This is a genomic window from Umezawaea sp. (assembly GCF_036375055.1).
GTDB lineage: Bacteria > Actinomycetota > Actinomycetes > Mycobacteriales > Pseudonocardiaceae > Umezawaea.
This window is the reverse complement of the sequence record NZ_DASUSQ010000056.1, coordinates 1-17,354: the sequence shown is the minus strand read 5'-3', so window position 1 is coordinate 17,354 and position 17,354 is coordinate 1. Positions and strand designations below refer to the sequence as shown.

23 protein-coding genes are annotated in these 17,354 nt (G+C 71.5%); 11 read left to right on the top strand and 12 right to left on the bottom strand.

Annotated features, from left to right (window positions below):
* The first annotated feature begins 97 nt into the window (after positions 1-97).
* Both VFZ92_RS16300 and VFZ92_RS16295 read left to right on the top strand, forming a co-directional pair.
* Complete coding sequence (locus VFZ92_RS16300; protein ID WP_330876780.1) at positions 98-526, top strand: MarR family winged helix-turn-helix transcriptional regulator; 429 nt, start codon at positions 98-100, stop codon at positions 524-526.
* A gap of 67 nt (positions 527-593) precedes the next feature.
* Positions 594-1,427: an aldo/keto reductase gene (locus tag VFZ92_RS16295; RefSeq protein WP_330876779.1), complete on the top strand. Its 834-nt coding sequence runs from the start codon at positions 594-596 to the stop codon at positions 1,425-1,427.
* A 103-nt stretch (positions 1,428-1,530) separates the two neighbouring features.
* Here VFZ92_RS16295 and VFZ92_RS16290 read toward each other — a convergent pair whose 3' ends face one another.
* Together VFZ92_RS16290 and VFZ92_RS16285 are read right to left on the bottom strand one after the other, a co-directional pair.
* Complete coding sequence (locus VFZ92_RS16290) at positions 1,531-1,854, bottom strand: nuclear transport factor 2 family protein (protein ID WP_330876778.1); 324 nt, start codon at positions 1,852-1,854, stop codon at positions 1,531-1,533.
* A gap of 161 nt (positions 1,855-2,015) precedes the next feature.
* Positions 2,016-2,846: an SDR family NAD(P)-dependent oxidoreductase gene (locus tag VFZ92_RS16285; protein WP_330876777.1), complete on the bottom strand. Its 831-nt coding sequence runs from the start codon at positions 2,844-2,846 to the stop codon at positions 2,016-2,018.
* A gap of 58 nt (positions 2,847-2,904) precedes the next feature.
* Here VFZ92_RS16285 and VFZ92_RS16280 point away from each other — a divergent pair, with 58 nt between their 5' ends.
* Positions 2,905-3,561 carry a TetR/AcrR family transcriptional regulator gene (locus VFZ92_RS16280; RefSeq protein ID WP_330876776.1) on the top strand — a complete coding sequence of 219 codons (657 nt, stop codon included), beginning with the start codon at positions 2,905-2,907 and terminating at the stop codon, positions 3,559-3,561.
* A gap of 122 nt (positions 3,562-3,683) precedes the next feature.
* Positions 3,684-4,319: a DedA family protein gene (locus VFZ92_RS16275; RefSeq protein WP_330876775.1), complete on the top strand. Its 636-nt coding sequence runs from the start codon at positions 3,684-3,686 to the stop codon at positions 4,317-4,319.
* Here VFZ92_RS16275 and VFZ92_RS16270 read toward each other — a convergent pair.
* The 3 genes from VFZ92_RS16270 to VFZ92_RS16260 form a co-directional block, all read right to left on the bottom strand.
* On the bottom strand, positions 4,304-4,942 hold the full coding sequence (locus VFZ92_RS16270) for a response regulator transcription factor (RefSeq protein WP_330876774.1): 639 nt from the start codon (positions 4,940-4,942) through the stop codon (positions 4,304-4,306). The genes VFZ92_RS16275 and VFZ92_RS16270 overlap by 16 nt on opposite strands.
* On the bottom strand, positions 4,933-6,003 hold the full coding sequence (locus VFZ92_RS16265) for a sensor histidine kinase (RefSeq protein ID WP_330876773.1): 1,071 nt from the start codon (positions 6,001-6,003) through the stop codon (positions 4,933-4,935). The genes VFZ92_RS16270 and VFZ92_RS16265 overlap by 10 nt, the downstream gene beginning before the upstream one ends.
* 88 nt (positions 6,004-6,091) lie before the next feature.
* Positions 6,092-7,141: an NAD(P)-binding domain-containing protein gene (locus VFZ92_RS16260; RefSeq protein ID WP_330876772.1), complete on the bottom strand. Its 1,050-nt coding sequence runs from the start codon at positions 7,139-7,141 to the stop codon at positions 6,092-6,094.
* Between the two features lie 67 nt (positions 7,142-7,208).
* Between VFZ92_RS16260 and VFZ92_RS16255 the strand changes: the two genes are divergently transcribed.
* The 4 genes from VFZ92_RS16255 (at position 7,209) to bcp (ending at position 10,510) form a co-directional block, all read left to right on the top strand.
* A complete protein-coding gene (locus tag VFZ92_RS16255) occupies positions 7,209-8,078 on the top strand; it encodes a hypothetical protein (protein ID WP_330876771.1) in 870 nt (289 codons plus the stop codon).
* Positions 8,079-8,138: 60 nt separating this feature from the next.
* Entirely contained in the window at positions 8,139-9,146 is a 1,008-nt protein-coding gene (locus VFZ92_RS16250; protein ID WP_330876770.1) for an LLM class flavin-dependent oxidoreductase, read from the top strand.
* Between the two features lie 335 nt (positions 9,147-9,481).
* Positions 9,482-10,021: a hypothetical protein gene (locus VFZ92_RS16245; RefSeq protein ID WP_330876769.1), complete on the top strand. Its 540-nt coding sequence runs from the start codon at positions 9,482-9,484 to the stop codon at positions 10,019-10,021.
* 15 nt (positions 10,022-10,036) lie between these two features.
* On the top strand, positions 10,037-10,510 hold the full coding sequence (gene bcp / locus VFZ92_RS16240; protein WP_330876768.1) for a thioredoxin-dependent thiol peroxidase: 474 nt from the start codon (positions 10,037-10,039) through the stop codon (positions 10,508-10,510).
* A 157-nt stretch (positions 10,511-10,667) separates the two neighbouring features.
* Here the strand turns inward: bcp and rdgB are convergent, their stop codons facing one another.
* Both rdgB and rph read right to left on the bottom strand, forming a co-directional pair.
* Complete coding sequence (rdgB, locus tag VFZ92_RS16235) at positions 10,668-11,270, bottom strand: RdgB/HAM1 family non-canonical purine NTP pyrophosphatase (protein WP_330876767.1); 603 nt, start codon at positions 11,268-11,270, stop codon at positions 10,668-10,670.
* On the bottom strand, positions 11,267-12,037 hold the full coding sequence (rph, locus tag VFZ92_RS16230; protein ID WP_330876766.1) for a ribonuclease PH: 771 nt from the start codon (positions 12,035-12,037) through the stop codon (positions 11,267-11,269). The genes rdgB and rph overlap by 4 nt, the downstream gene beginning before the upstream one ends.
* Before the next feature lie 62 nt (positions 12,038-12,099).
* Between rph and VFZ92_RS16225 the strand changes: the two genes are divergently transcribed.
* Together VFZ92_RS16225 and VFZ92_RS16220 are read left to right on the top strand one after the other, a co-directional pair.
* Positions 12,100-12,618, top strand: coding sequence for a DUF2231 domain-containing protein (locus tag VFZ92_RS16225; RefSeq protein WP_330876765.1), 519 nt, complete (start codon positions 12,100-12,102; stop codon positions 12,616-12,618).
* A 23-nt stretch (positions 12,619-12,641) separates the two neighbouring features.
* Entirely contained in the window at positions 12,642-13,013 is a 372-nt protein-coding gene (locus VFZ92_RS16220) for a hypothetical protein (RefSeq protein WP_330876764.1), read from the top strand.
* On the opposite strand, the gene VFZ92_RS16215 is transcribed toward VFZ92_RS16220, so the two are convergent.
* The 5 genes from VFZ92_RS16215 to VFZ92_RS16195 all read right to left on the bottom strand — a co-directional run bounded on the left by VFZ92_RS16215 (position 12,997) and on the right by VFZ92_RS16195 (position 16,150).
* On the bottom strand, positions 12,997-13,392 hold the full coding sequence (locus tag VFZ92_RS16215) for an OsmC family protein (protein ID WP_330876763.1): 396 nt from the start codon (positions 13,390-13,392) through the stop codon (positions 12,997-12,999). The two genes, VFZ92_RS16220 and VFZ92_RS16215, sit on opposite strands and share 17 nt — an antisense overlap.
* A gap of 64 nt (positions 13,393-13,456) precedes the next feature.
* Complete coding sequence (locus VFZ92_RS16210; RefSeq protein ID WP_330876762.1) at positions 13,457-13,960, bottom strand: hemerythrin domain-containing protein; 504 nt, start codon at positions 13,958-13,960, stop codon at positions 13,457-13,459.
* 46 nt (positions 13,961-14,006) lie between these two features.
* Positions 14,007-14,705, bottom strand: a complete 699-nt coding sequence (locus VFZ92_RS16205) for an MBL fold metallo-hydrolase (protein WP_330876761.1) — start codon at positions 14,703-14,705, stop codon at positions 14,007-14,009.
* Positions 14,706-14,723: 18 nt separating this feature from the next.
* Positions 14,724-15,518 carry a glutamate racemase gene (gene murI / locus VFZ92_RS16200; RefSeq protein ID WP_330876760.1) on the bottom strand — a complete coding sequence of 265 codons (795 nt, stop codon included), beginning with the start codon at positions 15,516-15,518 and terminating at the stop codon, positions 14,724-14,726.
* Positions 15,515-16,150: a rhomboid family intramembrane serine protease gene (locus VFZ92_RS16195; protein WP_330876759.1), complete on the bottom strand. Its 636-nt coding sequence runs from the start codon at positions 16,148-16,150 to the stop codon at positions 15,515-15,517. The genes murI and VFZ92_RS16195 overlap by 4 nt, the downstream gene beginning before the upstream one ends.
* Positions 16,151-16,217: 67 nt before the next feature.
* Between VFZ92_RS16195 and VFZ92_RS16190 the strand changes: the two genes are divergently transcribed.
* Complete coding sequence (locus VFZ92_RS16190) at positions 16,218-17,078, top strand: SMP-30/gluconolactonase/LRE family protein (protein ID WP_330876758.1); 861 nt, start codon at positions 16,218-16,220, stop codon at positions 17,076-17,078.
* Positions 17,079-17,354 lie beyond the last annotated feature (276 nt).

The following is a 17,354-nucleotide window of genomic DNA, read 5'->3' as shown; positions in this document are numbered from 1 at the left end:
GCGCCGGAGTAGGCGCCGACCGATGGGTGGGATGCGGAAGCCCGAGAAGAATAGGGCAACATTTCACGTTTCCGTCAGGAGCCCTGACAATCAACGAATGCGCGCACCCATTCCGTACCTCCTCGCCTACGCCAACACCATCGCGTCACGCCTGGCCGACGCGGAACTCCGCCCGCACGGCCTGACCGTCCGGCAGTTCGGCCTGCTGGCCCAGCTCCGCGCCGAACCGGAACTGACCATCGCCGACCTGGCCCGCCAACTGGGCATCACCAGGCAGTCGCTGCACGGGATGGTCGACGAGCTGGAACGCGACGGCCACCTGGTCCGCGAACCGGGCGCGTCCGGCCGCACCCGCAGGCTCGCGCTGACCCTGGGAACAGCAGGCCTGCTGGCCGACGCCGGGGGCCCGCTGGCCCGCGCCGAGGCGCAGTTCCTGCGAGGCGTCTCGACCCGGGACCGGGAAGCACTGCGCACGCTGCTGCAACGGGTCCTGGCCACCGCCACCGACGACGAGGCCTGGCTGTAGGAGGCACGGCCCCGACACCGCTGCCGACGTAGGTTGGACCGAACGTCCACCGACCACGGGAGAACACATGACCAGCACGTTCACCATCGGCGGCGACCTGGAGGTGAACCGCCTCGGCTACGGCGCCATGCAACTCCCCGGCCCTGGCGTGTGGGGCGAATCCCGGGACCCGGAAGGCGCACTGGCCGTACTGCGACGCGCCGTGGAACTGGGCGTCACGCTGATCGACACGGCGGACGCCTACGGCCCGTTCATCGCCGACCAGCTCATCAAGGAGGCGCTGCACCCCTACGCGGCGAACCTGGTCATCGCCACGAAGGTCGGCTTCACCCGTCAGGGCCCAGGCCAGTGGACAGCGGTGGGCCGCCCCGAATACCTGCGCCAACAAACCGAACTGAGCCTCCGCCACCTGGGTCTGGAGCAGATCGACCTGATGCAGCTGCACAGGATCGACCACAAGATCCCCCTGTCGGACCAGATCGGCGAACTGGCCCTGCTCCGCCAGGAGGGGAAGCTCCGCCACATCGGCCTCAGCGAGGTGACCGTCGACGAGATCGAGGCAGCCTGCGAGTTCGCCCCCATCAGCTCGGTGCAGAACCGCTACAACCTCACCCTCCGCACCTCAGAACAGGTACTGGACCACTGCACGGCCAACACCATCGCCTTCATCCCCTACAGCCCCCTGGCCAAGGGCACACTGCTGACGGACAACGCCAGGGTGGCAAGAACAGCGCAGGAGCACGGCGCCACCCGCTCCCAAATAGCACTGGCCTGGCTGCTCAAGCGCTCCCCGGTGACACTGCCGATCCCTGGCACAGCCTCGATCCCCCACCTGGAGGACAACCTCAAGGCCGAGAACATCACCTTGACGGACGCGCAGTTCACCGCGCTGACGGCATGAGACCCGCAGCAGGCCGGCACCTGCCCTGAACCGGTGATGGCGCCCGCGGCCGCTCCCCCGTTCACGGCCGGGGCAGCCCTCAGGCCGCCCGGCCGGTGACGAGTCAGACGGGGTCGATCGCGAGGTCGGTGACCTGGTCGTCCTCGATGCCGAACACGAACGCGAAGGACAGAGGCCCGCCGGGGAATTCACCGTCCCCGGCGGCCACCAGCCGGTCGTCCGCGAACGCGGTGGGCGTGAGCACGATCTTGGGGTTGATCAGGTGTCCCTGGATCCACTCGCGGATCTCGGCCCCGCCGGTGTAGGTCGTCCCGTCGTCGCGCACGGTGGCCCCGTCGCCGAAGACCGCGGCCAGCGCGTTCACGTCGTGCGCGTTGGTGGCCGCGACGAAGTTCTCGACGGCCTCGGGAAGGGTGATCTGGTTCATGTCCGCTCTCCGGTTTCTCGGTGGCCCGCACGCGGGCGCGTGCGGGCACGTTCTTGCGGCACCTCGATGGCACGGTGGCGATGCGGGTGGCAACCCGGCACGGGCCGTGCGGCGCGGTGATCAGCTCGGAGTCCCGACCAGGGGTCGAGTCGGCACCAGGCTCAGAAGTCCGCTCCGCGGGAGAGCTCCTCGTTCGCGCGCAGCTCCGCGAGCGCGTTCTCGTGCATCGCGACAACGGCGTCGTAGCCGGAGTTGCCGAGCACGATCCGGTGCGGCGGAACGGGTGCGTTCATCGCGCTGATCACGGCCCGCACTCCGCGTTCGGGGTCACCCGCTTGCTTGCCGTTGTGGTCCACGAACGCCGCCTTGACGCCCTCGACCATCGGCACGTAGGCGTCGACGGTCTCGTTGACGGGCTCGTTCTGGAAGTAGGCGAAGGCCTTGGTGCGGAACGCTCCCGGCTCCACGACGAGCACGCGCACGCCGAACGGCTCAACCTCGTGGCGCAGTGCCTCCGACAGTCCTTCGACCGCGAACTTCGCCGCCGCGTAGTAGCCGAAGCCGTGTGCGCCGACGAGGCCTGCCACCGACGACATGGTCACGATCCAGCCGTCGCCGCGTGCCCGCATACCCGGCAGGACCGCGCGGATCACCTCGACCACGGCGAACAGGTTGAGGTCGAACGTGCGGCGGATCGTCTCGTCAGGGGTCCCCTCGACCGAGCCGTACCAGCCACGGCCCGCGTTGTTGACGAGCACGTCGATCCCGCCGAACCGCTCCTCCGCCGCCTTGACCGCTGCACGCACCTGCTCGGCATCGGTGACGTCGAGCTGGAGGACCAGCACGCGGTCGCCGTGCGGTTCAGCCCATTCTTGCAGTTCAGAGGGCCGACGTGCGGTCAACACCACCTGATCGCCCTGTTCAAGGGCGGCCTCGGCGTAGACCTGGCCGAACCCTCCGGGCGTCCCACCGGTGATGAACCATGTCTTCATGGACTTCCCCTTTCGCTATAGACGGCAATGTAGCGCTACATGAGCTACTATAGCAACCATGCAGAACGCACGGGATCGACTCCTGCTCGCCGCGGCGGAGTTGCTGGAGGGTGGCGGCACGGTGTCCACGAGGGCGGTGTGCGAACGCGCCGGGGTGCAGGCCCCGACGCTGTACCACCACTTCGGCAGCAAGCAGGGCCTGATCGACGCCGTGGTGAACCACGGCTTCACCCAGTACACGGCGGTCGAGAGCTCCGGTGACCCGCTGAGCGACCTGCGCGAGGGCTGGGACAGGCACGTGCGGTTCGGGCTGGAGCACCCGTCGTTCTACGGGCTGCTGTACGGCCGTGCCGAGCCGGGCAAGCCCTGCGCCATCACCGCTCCCGCGCACGCCGCGTTGCGCGAGCGGTTCACCGCCGCCGCCGCCCGAGGCCTGCTCAAGGTGCCCGCGGACGACGCCGCCGAACAGGTGCTCGCCGCCAACGTCGGCATCACGCTCACCCTGATCAGCCAGCCGGAGCCCGACTTCGAACTGTCCGGACGCGTCCGCGAGGCCGCGCTGGCCGGAGTCCTGCACACGCCCTCCGCCGACGCCCCCGCGACCCGTCCGAGCGCCGCACTGACGTTGCGCGCGCTGGTCGACAACGACCCCGGCGACCTCACCCCTGGCGAACACGCGCTGCTCGGCGAACTGCTGGACCGCCTCGCCCGCTAGAGCACGCGGCATTCCGCAAGCGTTTTACCCGCCCACGACAGGGGTACTTGAAACGAACCACAGCCCATCAGGGGGGCCGCCACCATGGCGCCCCTCAGCAGCCCTTGCCTAGCTTGGAGGACATGAGCAACCCCATATCAACGGTCGTCGAGTGGGTAACGGGCCTGATGACGACGTTGGGCGCCCCTGGCGCCGGCATAGCCATCGCCCTGGAGAACCTGTTCCCCCCTCTGCCCAGCGAACTCTTCCTCCCCCTGGCGGGCTTCACCGCCAGCAGGGGCGGGATGAACCTGGCGGCGGCGATCACGTGGACCACGGCGGGCTCCGTCGTGGGTGCTCTGGCCCTCTACTACCTGGGCGCGCTGCTGGGCCGGGAAAGAATCCGGGCCATCGCCAAGAAACTCCCCCTGGTAGACGTCTCCGACGTGGACAAGACCGAGGACTGGTTCGCCGAGCACGGTTCCAAGGCCGTGTTCTTCGGCCGGATGCTCCCCCTCTTCCGCAGCCTCATCTCCATCCCCGCGGGCATCGAGAGGATGCCGCTCCCGAAGTTCATCGGCCTGACAGCGGCGGGCAGCCTGATCTGGAACACCACGCTGATCATGGCCGGTTACCTGCTCGGCGAGAAGTGGCACCTCGTCGAGCAGTACGCGGGCTACGTCTCCACCGCGGTCCTCGTGGCGGCGGGAACCGGCCTGGCGTGGTTCATCACGTCGAGGCTGTCCAAGCGCAAGCAGGGGAGTCACGACCCGAGGTAGCGCAGCACGGCCAGCACCCTCCGGCTGCGCCCCTCCACCGAGGACAGGCCGAGCTTGTCGAACACGCCCGCCACGTGCTTCTCCACCGCGCTCCGCGACACGTGCAACCGGTCGGCGATCGTCGCGTTGGTGCAGCCCTCGGCCATCGCCGCCAGCACCTCCCGCTCCCGCGGCGTCAGCGCGCCGATCTCGCGACCGGTGCGGGACAGGAGCTGCCGCACCACCTCGGGGTCGAACGCGACCCCGCCCGACCCGACCCTCCGCAGGGCGTCCAGGAACTCGTCGACCCGCACGACCCGGTCCTTGAGCAGGTAGCCGACCCCCTCGGAGTGCTCGGTGAGCAGGTCGACGGCGTACCGCTTCTCCACGTACTGCGACAGGACGAGCACCCCGACCGAGGGCCAGCGGCGGCGGATCTCCAGCGCCGCGCGCAGGCCCTCGTCGGTGTTCGTCGGGGGCATCCGCACGTCCGCCACGACCACGTCCGGCAGGTGGGCGGCGACGGCGGGCACCAGCGCGGCGGCGTCGCCCACCGCCGCGACGACGTCGTGCCCCTCCTCGACCAGCAGCCGCACCAGTCCTTCGCGCAGCAGCGTCGAGTCCTCGGCCAGGATCACCCGCACGGCAGTTCCGCGGTGATCGAGGTCGGTCCACCGACCGGGCTGCTCACGCCGAACCGGCCGTCCAGCGCGGCCACCCGCCGCGCCAGTCCGGCGAGGCCGCCGCCGTCCGGGTCCGCTCCCCCGCGTCCGTCGTCCCGAACCAGCACGCTCACGACCCCCTCGTCCCGACGAACCTCCACGGTGATCCCGCTCGCGCCGGAGTGCTTCGCCGCGTTGGTCACCGCCTCGCACACCACGAAGTACGCCGCCGTCCCCACCGCGGCGGCCACCTCCCCGTCCAGGTCGACGGTGAACCGCACCGGGACGGCCGACCGGTCGGCCACGGCCGCCAGGGCCTCGCCGAGCCCGAGCGAGTCGAGCGCCGTCGGGTAGACCCGCCAGGCCACCTCGCGCAGGTCCTCCAGCACCAGCGCGGACTCCTCGTGCGCCTGGCGCAGCAGCTCGTCCGCCTTCGCCGGGTTCCGCCGGGCGCGCCCGAGCAGCATCCCCAGCGCCACCAGCCGCTGCTGCACGCCGTCGTGCAGGTCGCGTTCGATGCGCCGCCGTTCGGCGTCCACCGCCTCCACGACGCCCGCGCGGCTCAGCGCCAGCTGCTCGACGCGCCGCTGGAGCAGTTCCCGCTCGCCGGGACCGAGGAACCGGTGGGCGACCGCGCGTTCCAGCGCGACGACGCCGAGGATCCCCCGCACCTCCACGAACAGCAGGACGACGCCGATCAGCGCCGTCCAGCCGACCTCGACCAGGCTCGACGGCCCCAGTTCACCGGTGGCCAGCCGCCAGGCGATGACGGCGGCCCAGTAGAGCCCGTAGCACAGCCAGGCCAGCACGACCCCGCCGAGCAGACCGACCAGCGCGCGCACGACGACGAACCGCAGCGCCTGCCGGTCGAGGGGTTCCGCGCTGTCGACGCCGAGGAACACCAGCAGCCGTCGGCGTTCCAGCTCCGCGAGCCGCGCGACCACACCACCGGACGCCCAGGCGACCGCGAGCAGCGGCAGTTCGACCACGGCGCAGCAGAAACCGAGCAGCAGCCCCGCGAGCACCCGAACCGCTGTCCCCACCGGCCGTTCCCCCGCTCGTCACCGTGTCCCCGCGCAGCCGCGGACAAGCGTGCCACGGGTGGGGGCGTCGCCGACGCGGAGGCCGCGCTCAGCCGACCGGCACGGGGGCCAGCAGCTCCTTGATCTCCCGCACGGCCGCGCGGCCCGCGCGCGACGCGCCGACGGTGCTGGCCGACGGCCCGTACCCCACCAGGTGGACGCGCGGGTCGGCGACCACGCGGGTGCCGTCGACCTTGATGCCCCCGCCGGGTCCGCGCAGCTTCAGCGGGGCGAGGTGGTCGATCGCGGCCCGGAACCCGGTGGCCCACAGGACCGCGTCGGCCCGCACCTCGCGGCCGTCGTCCCAGGCCGCACCCGTGGGCGTGAGGCGGTCGAACACCGGCAGCCGGTCCATGAGCCCGGCCTCCTGCGCGGCGCGGATCCGCGGGGTGCGGAACAGGCCGGTCACGCTGACGACGCTGGCGGGCGGACGGCCCGCGCGCACGGCCTCGTCGACCCGCGCCACGACGGCGCGACCGGTGTCGTGGGTGAACGGCTCGTCGGTGAACAGCGGCTCGCGGCGGGTCACCCACGTGGTCGTGGCGACCTGCTGGATCTCCAGCTGGAGCTGCACGGCCGACGAGCCGCCACCGACGACGACCACGTGCTGCCCGGCGAACTCCTCGGGCCCCGCGTAGTTCGCGGTGTGCAGCTGGCGGCCCCGGAACAGCTCCTGGCCGGGGTAGCGCGGCCAGAACGGGTGGGTCCACGTGCCCGTGGCGTTGACCAGCGCGCGGGCGGACCAGGTCTCACCGGCGCTCTCGACCAGCAGTCGGCCGTCCCCGCCGTCGCGGACGGCCGTCACGGACACCGGCCGCCGGACGTGGATCCCGTTGCGGCGCTCGAAGTCCGCGAAGTACGCGGGCAGCACCTCGTTGGCGGGCGCGTTCTCGTCCACGACCTCGAACGGCATCGCGGGCAGGTCGTGGATGCCGTGGACGGTCGCCATCCGCAGCGTCGGCCAGCGGTGCTGCCACGCACCGCCGGGACCCCGGTCGGCGTCCAGGACCACGTGGTCGATCCCGGCCCGCCCCAGGAAGTACCCGGCGGACAGCCCGGCCTGCCCCGCCCCGACCACCACGACGTCCACGCTGATCACACCCGGTAGAACGCACGGGACCCGGACCCGCTTCCGTCGCCTCCGTCACAGCGCTAGGTTCGGCGAGGTGCACAAGATCCTTTCGACGGTCCTCGCGCTCGCGCTCGTGACGGCCGCGGCAGTACCCGCCCGCGCCGATCCGGCCACCGACGCCCGCGCCGCGGCACCACCGGACGTGACGGTCGCGTTCGCCGTGTACGACCGCGACTCCGGGCGCTCCACCCTGCGGTTCAACGAGCACCAGCGGATCCGGTCGGCCTCGATCGTGAAGATCCTGATCGCGCTGGACTACTTCGAGACCAACGGCGCGGGCACACCGATCCCGGAAGCCGACCTCGCCCTGCTGGTGCCGATGCTGCGGTCCAGCGACGACGACGCGGCCAGCGAGCTGTGGGTGCGGCTCGGCTGGGAGAAGATCGTGGAACGCGCCGTCGTGCGGCTCGGGCTGCGCGACACCGCTCCTCCGGTGAACGTCGGATTCTGGGGCTACACCGCCCTCAGCGCCGCCGACGTCATCACGATCTACCGGCACGTGCTGGAGGACGCCCCCGCACCGGTCCGCGACTTCGTGATGGGCAACCTCCACCAGGCCACCACGTGCGCGACCGACGGGTTCGACCAGTCGTTCGGCATCCCGTCCGCCGTGCCCGGCCGGGTGGCGTTCAAACAGGGCTGGTCGCGGTTCGGCGACGTGCCGCCGCGCCCGTGCGTGGAGCCGAAGCCGCGCCGGGACCTCGGCGCGTCGAAGGACGGCCCGGAGCGCGCCGACGTCCCGGACCTCATCCGGCCCGCGATGCACACCACCGGCACGTACGGCCGCAAGATCATGGCCGTGCTGACGCTGGAGCCCGAGGGCACCACGTGGGACGAGTCCGCACACCGCATCACGGCCCTGACCAGGGCCGTCTACCTGGCTGACCGGATCATCGGCGGCTGAGCGCTGTGACCGGCGGCACGGGCGGGAATGTTCCCGCCCGTGCCCGCCGTTGGCCGTTGCATGAGCCGACTCCGCGACGTGCCGCTGTCCGTCCTCGACCTGGCCACGATCGGCAGCGGGTCGAACGCGACAGCGGCGCTGCGGGACACCACGGAACTCGCCCGGCACGTCGAGGGCCTGGGCTACCACCGGTTCTGGCTCGCCGAGCACCACGGGATGCCGGGCATCGCCAGCTCCGCGCCCGCCGTCCTGATCGGCCACGTCGCCGCCGCCACGGCCAGGCTCCGCGTCGGCTCCGGCGGCGTGATGCTGCCGAACCACGCGCCGCTCGTCGTCGCCGAGCAGTTCGGCACGCTGGCCGCGCTGCACCCCGACCGCATCGACCTCGGCATCGGGCGCGCGCCCGGCACGGACCAGAAGACCGCCCGCGCGCTGCGCCGGTCCACGGGAACGCTGTCGGCCGAGGACTTCCCGCAGCAGCTCACCGAGCTGATGGGCTACTTCGACGGGACCGAGGCCGTCACCGCGGTGCCCAGCCCCGGAACCAGGCCGCCGGTGTGGCTGCTGGGCTCCAGCGGCTACAGCGCCCAGGTCGCGGGCCTGCTCGGCCTGCCCTTCGCGTTCGCCCACCACTTCAGCGCGGAGAACACGCTGCCCGCGCTCGCGCTGTACCGGCAGAACTTCCGGCCGTCCGCGGTGCTGAGCGAGCCGTACGCGATGGTGTGCGCCGCCGTGATCGCGGCCGACACCACCGAGCACGCCCGGTGGATCGCCGGCCCCTCCGGCCTGGCGTTCCTGCGCCTGCGCGGCGGCAACCCCGGTCTGTTCCCCTCCCCGGAGGAGGCGGCCGAGCACCCGTACAGCGACGTCGAGCGGATGTTCATCGAGGACAGGGCGTCGTCGATGATCATCGGTGACCCCGCGACCGTCGACGCCGAGCTGGCCGAGCTGCTCGACGACACGCGGGCCGACGAGCTGATGGTCTCGACGATGGTGCACTCCAACGCCGACCGGATGAGGTCGTACGAGCTGGTCGCCGAGCTGGCGGGCCGCTCGGTCAGCGTGTGATCAACTAACCCGAACGGGTGAATCGGAGGAGGGGCTGTAGCACCTGCCGAGCACCGCGCGATGTCGTAGTTGAGCGCGCACGCCCCCCGACGCGCTCAACTACCGCCGGGCCTTCGGGCCCGGAGTGCAGCACGAAAGATCGGCCGCCGCCGCGATCGGCGTGGGTGGTGCCCCTGTGGTGCCGCCCACGCCGTCGGCCGCTGGTCATCACGGCTTGGCCACATCCCGGCACCAGGTGCGAATCAAGCACCCAAATCGCCCCCGCTCCTCCCAAAACACCGTCATGGTGGTGGCAGTCGCAGTCGCGCCCACCGCCAGGGCGGAAAGGGGAGTTCGTGAAGTTCGCCAAACTGGCCGTCGGCATCTGCCTGACCCTGGCCGTGGCGGGATGTGCGGACGCCCCCGATCTCGTCAGCGCACCCGTGGCCCAAGCCGGTGAAGCCCCGTCCGTCCGCAAGGGCGGCGTGGCCGAAGCCTCCCCGCACACCGCCTTCGGCGCCCAGCACGTGTGGACGACCGGCCTGTCGATCACGATCGCCCAGCCGAAGTCGCTCCAGCCCAGCTCCACGGCGTTCCCGCAGGCGCCCCGCATGGCCGTGTTCAGCGTGACGATCACCAACGGCAGCAAGACCGAGTACCGCCCCACCCAGCTGTCGATCCGCGCGCTCAGCAACGGCCGGTCCGCCCAGGAGGTGATCGACTCGGTGCAGGGGCTCAACGGCATCGCCACCGCGGTGCGCGAACTCCCGCCGGGCCGCGACACCACGTTCACCCTGGCGTTCGTGGCGCCCGAGGAGCCCGTGCTCATGCGGCTGGTCGTGGAACCGAACGGGGCGGGCCAGGAACCCAGCGCCACCTTCGAGGGCCAGGCCTGAGTACCGTCTCGTGACATGAGCGAGCAGAAGCGCCTCTCCCCCGGCGACCAGGCGCCGGCGTTCACCCTCCCCGACAGCGGGGGCAAGCCGGTCTCCCTGTCGGACTACCTGGGCCGGTCCGTCGTCGTCTACTTCTACCCGGCGGCGAGCACGCCCGGCTGCACCAAGCAGGCGTGCGACTTCCGCGACAGCCTCGGCGTGCTCGGCGAGTCCGGCTACGACGTCGTCGGCGTCTCCCCCGACAAGCCGGAGAAGCTGGCCGAGTTCGCCGCGGCCGAGGGACTGAACTTCCCGCTGCTGTCCGATGTGGACCGGTCGGTCCTGGCGGAGTGGGGCGCGTACGGCGAGAAGCAGAACTACGGCAGGACCGTGGTCGGCGTGATCCGCTCGACGTTCCTCGTGGACGCCGAGGGCAAGATCGCGAAGGCGATGTACAACGTCCGCGCCACCGGCCACGTGGCCAAGCTGCTGCGCGAGCTGCCCGCCTGATCACCCGTCCGCGGGATTCCGGGCACCAGGTCGGCGACCAGCGGGAGCCGGTGCCCGCGGCGGGCCTGGCCGTCCAGGACGGCCAGGTCGAGACGCCGGTCGGCCACGCGGACACCGGGCCCCGACGAGCTGGGCCCGGTGTCCGCGTCGAGCACGACTAGGCCAGTGCCCTCAGGTTCGGCAGCAGCAGGCGGAGCGCGCGACCGCGGTGGGACAGCGCGTCCTTCTCCTCCGCGCTCAGCTCGGCGGAGGTGACCTCGTGCCCCTCGGGCACGAAGATCGGGTCGTAGCCGAAGCCGTTGGCGCCCCTCATCGAGCGCGTGATGGTGCCGCGCCACTCGCCGCGGACCACCGTCGACTCGCCGTCGGGCACCACCAGGGCCGCCGCGCACACGAACCCGCCGCCGCGGCGGTCGTCCGGGACGTCGCCCAGCTGCGCCAGGACGAGGTCCACGTTGGCCTGGTCGTCGCCGTGCCTGCCGGACCAGCGGGCCGACAGCACGCCCGGCATGCCGTTCAGGGCGTCGATCGCGATGCCCGAGTCGTCGGCCACCGACGGCAGGCCCGTCGCGGCGGCGGCGTCGCGGGCCTTCGCCAGCGCGTTGCCCTCGAACGTCGGGTCGGTCTCCGGGGCCTCCGGGAAGGACGGCACGTCGTCCAGGCCGATGACCTCGATGCCCTCCAGGCCCTCGGCTGCCAGGATGCGGCGGAGTTCGCCGAGCTTCTTCGCGTTGCGGGACGCCAGCAGCAGCTTGGTCATGAGCGGGACTTCTTCGGCTTCGGCTCCGGCAGCACGCCGGGGTACGGGAGGGCCAGCGCCTCGGCCTGGAGGCGGTTCAGCTCGGCGCAGCCCTCCAGGGCGAAGTCGAGCATCTTGTCCAGGGTGGACCGGGCGAAGGTGGCGCCCTCACCGGTGCCCTGGACCTCGATCAGCGTCCCGGCGTCGGTGGCGACGACGTTCATGTCGACCTCCGCGCGCGAGTCCTCCTCGTACGGGAGGTCGAGGCGGACGCGGCCGTCGACGACACCCACCGAGACGGCGGACACGGCGCACGCCAACGGCTTCGGGTCGGCCAGCCTGCCCGCCGCGCCCAGCCACGTGATCGCGTCGGCCAGCGCGACGTAGCCGCCGGTCACGGCCGCGGTGCGGGTGCCGCCGTCGGCCTGGATGACGTCGCAGTCGATGACGATGGTGTTCTCGCCCAGCGCGGCCAGGTCGATGCACGCCCTCAGCGAGCGGCCGATCAGCCTGCTGATCTCGTGGGTCCGGCCGCCGATCCTGCCCTTCACGGCCTCCCGGTCGCTGCGGGTGTGGGTCGCGGAGGGGAGCATCGCGTACTCGGCCGTCACCCAGCCGAGCCCGGACCCCGCCCGCCACCTCGGGACGCCCTCGGTCACGCTCGCGGCGCACAGCACCCTGGTGTTGCCGAACTCCACCAGCACCGACCCCGCGGGCCACTGCTGGTAGCCGCGGGTGATCCGGATGTCGCGCAGCACGTCGTCGTTCCTGCCATCGGTCCTCAGCACGTCCCTACCCTAAGGTGCTCGCCAGGTGAACCGGGGGACGGCCCACCGGCGTAGGGAGAGGCATGGCACTCGCAGACGACCTGTGGACGATCGTAGGTATCCCGGCGCACCCGCTGCTGGTCCACGCGGTGGTGGTGCTGCTGCCGCTCGCGGCGGTGTGCGCGACCGCGCTGGCGGTCCGGCCCGCCTGGCGGCCGAAGTACGCGTGGCCGGTGCTGGGCCTGACCCTGGTGGGCGTCGGATCCGTGCCCCTGGCCCAGAAGGCCGGTGAACAGCTCGAAGCCCGCCTGGCGGGCCTGGAGAACCCGCTGATCCAGCGGCACGCCGACCTGGGCAACGACCTGCTGCCGTTCGCACTGGGCTTCGGCCTCGCGGTCGTGCTGCTGGTGGTCGCGGGCCGCCTGGCCGACCGGGAGCGCGCGGCGGCGGTCGAGAGCCCGGAGATCCCGAGGACGTGGCGGCGGATCGCGGTCGTCATGGCCGTCCTCGTCGTGTGCACGGGTGTGGCCAGCACCGTGCAGACCGTGCGGATCGGCCACAGCGGAGCGACGGCCGTGTGGGACGGGGTGGGCGTCAACTAGGGCGGCTCGCGGTCACCAGCGCGGTGAACTGCGAGATTTCGCCGACCCGCTGGCCGGACGACCACGTCGTGAACGTCCTCGGCTTCCGCGAAGCGGTCGACTCGGTGCGGACCGTGCTCCTGCCCGGCGACGTCCCCGTCAAGGTGCCGTCGACACCGGCACTCGTGCTCTTGAGGCTCTTCGCTCGGCAGGACCGCCATCACGACGACACCCGCGCCGCGCTCGACCTGAGGACGATGACCGAGTGGTACTCGTCCGAGGAGTACCTGGACCAGCTCCACGGCGAGCACCTCGCCGCTGTGCGAGCCGCGTGCCGAGGTGTCCACGACAGCGACCGGTCGCGACCCGAGCAAGGGAAACGGCTCGACCCGGCGGACGTCAGCCGGGCAGGGTGAGCGGGGTCGTCGCCGACGCCTTCAGGGTTCGGGTGACGGTGCACAGCTGCTCCACGGCCCGGCGCACGACCACCTCCAGCGCCGCGCGCTGGGCCTCGTCCAACCCGGACAGGTCGTAGTCGAGCGACACCGGCACCGTCGTCAGCTCGTGGGCGCCCTCGACGCTCACGTGCTCGGCGTGCGCGGTGAACTCCCCGACCCGCCGCGTGAGCGCGGTTTCGGCCGTCACGGCCACGCACCCGGCCGCCGCGGCGAGCAGCAGCTCGACCGGGCTGAACGAGCCGTCCTGGTCCTTGCGGCCGATCCGGACCTCGGCGCCCCGGCCGTTGGACGCGACGAAGACGTGCTGGCCTTCTCGGCGGACCTCGACGTTCGACACCCCGTGAAACTAGCCGATCCCCCGCCGCACCCGTACCGGCGCGGCGGGGGATCGACCGGATCGGCTAGTCGATCCGGTCGGCGGTGGCCTTCGCCAGCCGCCGCACGTACTCGATGTCGCCGCACCCGTCGGAGATCCGCTCCTGCCGCTCCTCCAGGAAGTCCTTCCCCAGTTCCTCGCGGCGCTCGTCGGCGACCTCGGTGCGGGCGTCGTTGAGGATGGTCCGCTCCTCCTCGTCGACGTGGTGGTTGAGCGCTTCGACCAGCTCTTCGAGCTTGTCCTCCCACTCCTCCGACTCCGTGTCGGAGATCTCCATCAGCGCGAGCAGCGCCTGGTGGCCCTCCGCGTGCTCCTCGGCGCCGTGGTCGACCTCGTCGCTGTCGACCTCCTTGTACCGCTTGAGCGCCGGGTAGACCTTCGACTCCTCGGCTTCGGCGTGGGCTACGAGCAGTTCCGCGAGCTCCCCGAGGAGCGCGGTGCGGTCCGAGGTGCGGTCGCGCAGGTCGCGGAACAGCTCCTCGAACCGGCGGTGGTCGGCCAGGATCAGCTCGACGACGTCGGTGGGCATCTTCGTCCTCCAAGTGGTGGGTAGCAGCGGATACCCACCCGCACGGCTAGCCAATCCGGTAGCTGGTGCCCTGCCTGGCGAGTTCGACGGGCCCGGTGAACGCGGCCCGCGCCTCGGCGAGCAGCGGCACGGGGTCCTCCCACGGCGCGATGTGCGTGAGGATCAGCATCCCGACGCCCGCGGTGGTCGCCACGGCCCCCACACCGCAGCCCGCTTCGGCCAGCAGCACGTCGGCGCCCGACGCGAGTTCCGCCGACGAGCCGTAGACCAGCGACGCCTCGTCGGTGGCGATCCGGATGCCGAAGACCGACCCGGTCCGCACGACGCTGATCTCGAACGGCCCCCGGCGGATCGTGCCCTCCACGAGCAGCTGGAAGTCGTACACGTCGGACAGGTCGGTGGTCGCGAGTTCCTCGTCGTTCTCCGCGTACGCCCTGGCGAACCGGTCCGGCGCCCCGCTCGGCGCGTGCACCTCCAGCTTCCGCGCGGTCGTGTCGTACGGCGGGTCGGAGTGGTAGCGGCGCAGCACGGTCAGCGCGGTGAGGTCGCTGCAGTGGTCGGGCAGCAACCGGGTGAGGACGAGCGCGTCGATGGCGAACGGGTCGCACCGGGTCTGCAACGCGGCGAGCACACCGCTGCCGAAGTCCATCACGAGGCGGAAGCCGTCGGCCTCCACGAGGTAGCCGGACGCTGCGGCGTCCGGGCCCGGGGAGCGGCCTGAGCAGCCGAGGATCGTCAAGAGCACGCGTGCGAGCGTCGCACGTCACCCCAGGGCGTGAAACGCGGAAACACCCAGTTGGGGTAGGAACCGGCGGGCCAACCTGGTGAACGTCGCCAGGTCGCCGGTGCAGCTGAACCGCTGATCGGGTTCGCCCTCCCGGAACTGGTCGCGCTCGTTCAGGACGCGCATGACGTCCTTGACCGTCTCCTCCGCGCTGGACACCAGCGTCACCTCGTCGCCCATGACGATCTGGAGGACGCCGGTCAGCAGCGGGTAGTGCGTGCAGCCGAGGACGACGGTGTCCACGTCGGCCTGCTGCAACGGCTCCAGGTACGCCTGCGCGAGCCCGAGCACCTGCCGGCCCGACGTGATGCCCCGTTCCACGAAGTCGACGAACCTCGGGCACGCCACCGCCGTGACCTCGACACCGCGGGCGGCGGCGAACGAGTCCTGGTACGCGCCGGAGGTGATCGTGCTGGCGGTGCCGATCACGCCGATGCGGCCGGTGCGGGTGGTGGCGACCGCGCGCCGCACGGCCGGGACGATCACCTCGACCACGGGCACGTCGTAGCGCTCGCGGGCGTCCCGCAGGCAGGCGGCGGACGCGGTGTTGCAGGCCATCACGATCATCTTGGCGCCGTCGGCCACGAGCCGGTCGGCCAGTGCCAGCGCGTGCTTGCGGACGTCGGCGATCGGCAGCGGCCCGTACGGGCTGTTCGCGGTGTCGCCGACGTACCGGATCCGCTCGGCGGGCAGCTGGTCCATGATCGCCCGAGCGACGGTGAGACCACCGCCGCCGGAGTCGAAGATGCCGATCGGGGCGTCCGCGGAAGTCACATCGGCAGACTAGCCGGGCCTGGCGTCGCCACCCGGCGGGCGTCCCTGGCCACTCCCCACGCCGCCAGCACCCCGCCGACGGCGCCGAACAGGTGGCCCTCCCAGGACACGCCGGGCTGGCCGGGCAGCACTCCCCAGAGCGCCCAGCCGTACGCGACGAACACCAGCACGGCCACCACGATCTGCCACGGGGCGCGCGCGAAGATGCCGCGCACGAGCAGGAACGAGAGGTAGCCGAAGATCAACCCGGAGGCGCCGATGTGGCTGGCCGGCGACCCGACGAGCCAGATCCCCAGCCCGCTGGCCAACCAGATGACGGCCGTGACCTGCGCGAACTGCTTGAGACCACCCGAGGTGGCGAGGAAACCGAGCACCAGCAGCGGCACGGCGTTGCCGGTCAGGTGGCTCCACCCGGCGTGCAGCAGCGGGTACCAGATCAGGTTGTCCCACTCGCCGAACTCGCGCGGGATCACCCCGTCGTCGTCGAGCGAGTGGCCGAGCGCGGTGTCGACGCCCTCGATCACGAAGAGGAGGGCGACGAACCCCACGACGACGGCCGCGGACAGCAGCGGCTTCGGCGGGACGATCCGCTTGGAGAGCTGCTTCGGCGCCTGCACCTGGGTCGGGTCCACAGGTCCAGGTTACGTGCGGGAACGCGAAAACGGGGCGGTCGCCCGACCCGCCGCCTAAGGTGGTCCCGTGTCGATCGAAGTAGCGGTGCGCATCCAGGCCGAACTGGGCGAAGGACCAACCTGGGACCGGTCCAGCTCCACCCTCGTGTGGGTGGACGTACTGGCCAGCGAGGTGCACCGGTACGCACCCGCCAGGAACGACGACGCGGTGCTGTCGGTGCCCCAGCACGTGGGCGCGGCGAAACCCCGCTCGATGGGCGGCCTCGTGCTGAACCTGCGCGACGGCATCGCCCTGGTCGACCGCGACGGCGGCAAGACGTGGCTCGTCTACTGGGCGAGGGACGGCGTGCGCGGCAACGACGCGGCGGTGGACCCGGCGGGCAGGCTGTGGGCGGGCACCATGCGCTACGACGCGGAGCAGGGCGGCGGCTGGCTGGCCAGGGTGGAACCGACGGGCGCGGCCAAGGTCGTGCTGGACAAGGTCACCATCAGCAACGGCATCGGCTGGAGCCCCGACCACAAGCGCATGTACTACATCGACACGCCGGAGAACAGGATCGACGTGCTCGACTACGACGTCGACACCGGCGAAGCCACCAACAGACGCCCGCTGTGCCAGGTGGAGAACACGAACGGCAGCCCGGACGGCCTCACCGTGGACGCCGACGGCTGCGTCTGGGTAGCGCTCTGGGGCGGCTCGGCAGTACGCCGCTACACCCCAGCAGGCGAACTAGACCAAGAGATCGCCCTACCGGTGACCCAACCGACCGCCTGCTGCTTCGGCGGCGACGACCTGACGGACCTCTACATCACCACAGCCAGGACCGGCCTGGACGAACCGACGCTGACAGCCCAACCACTATCGGGCTCAGTACTGGTACTACCAGGAATAGGAACAGGCCTACCCTCATCCGCCTTCGCGGGCTGAGCAAAACAAAAACAAAACCCACGACACAGGCGACGCACGGCTTTCCCCGAACCAGGGCCGATTTCACTCGGGGGATTCGACCCTTACCCTGGTAGATCGGGCAGGTTGGCACCACCTGCCCTTGGCCCGATCACAGGGTCACATCGAGGGGTCCCCGAGTCGCATCGGCCACCACCGCTGGGACCGGCGGAACCCCTACCCCCACCTCACCGAACCAACTCCGCGTGCAACTCCCGCAAAGCCGAATAGGCCTTCTCCACCAGAGGCCGAGCCCGC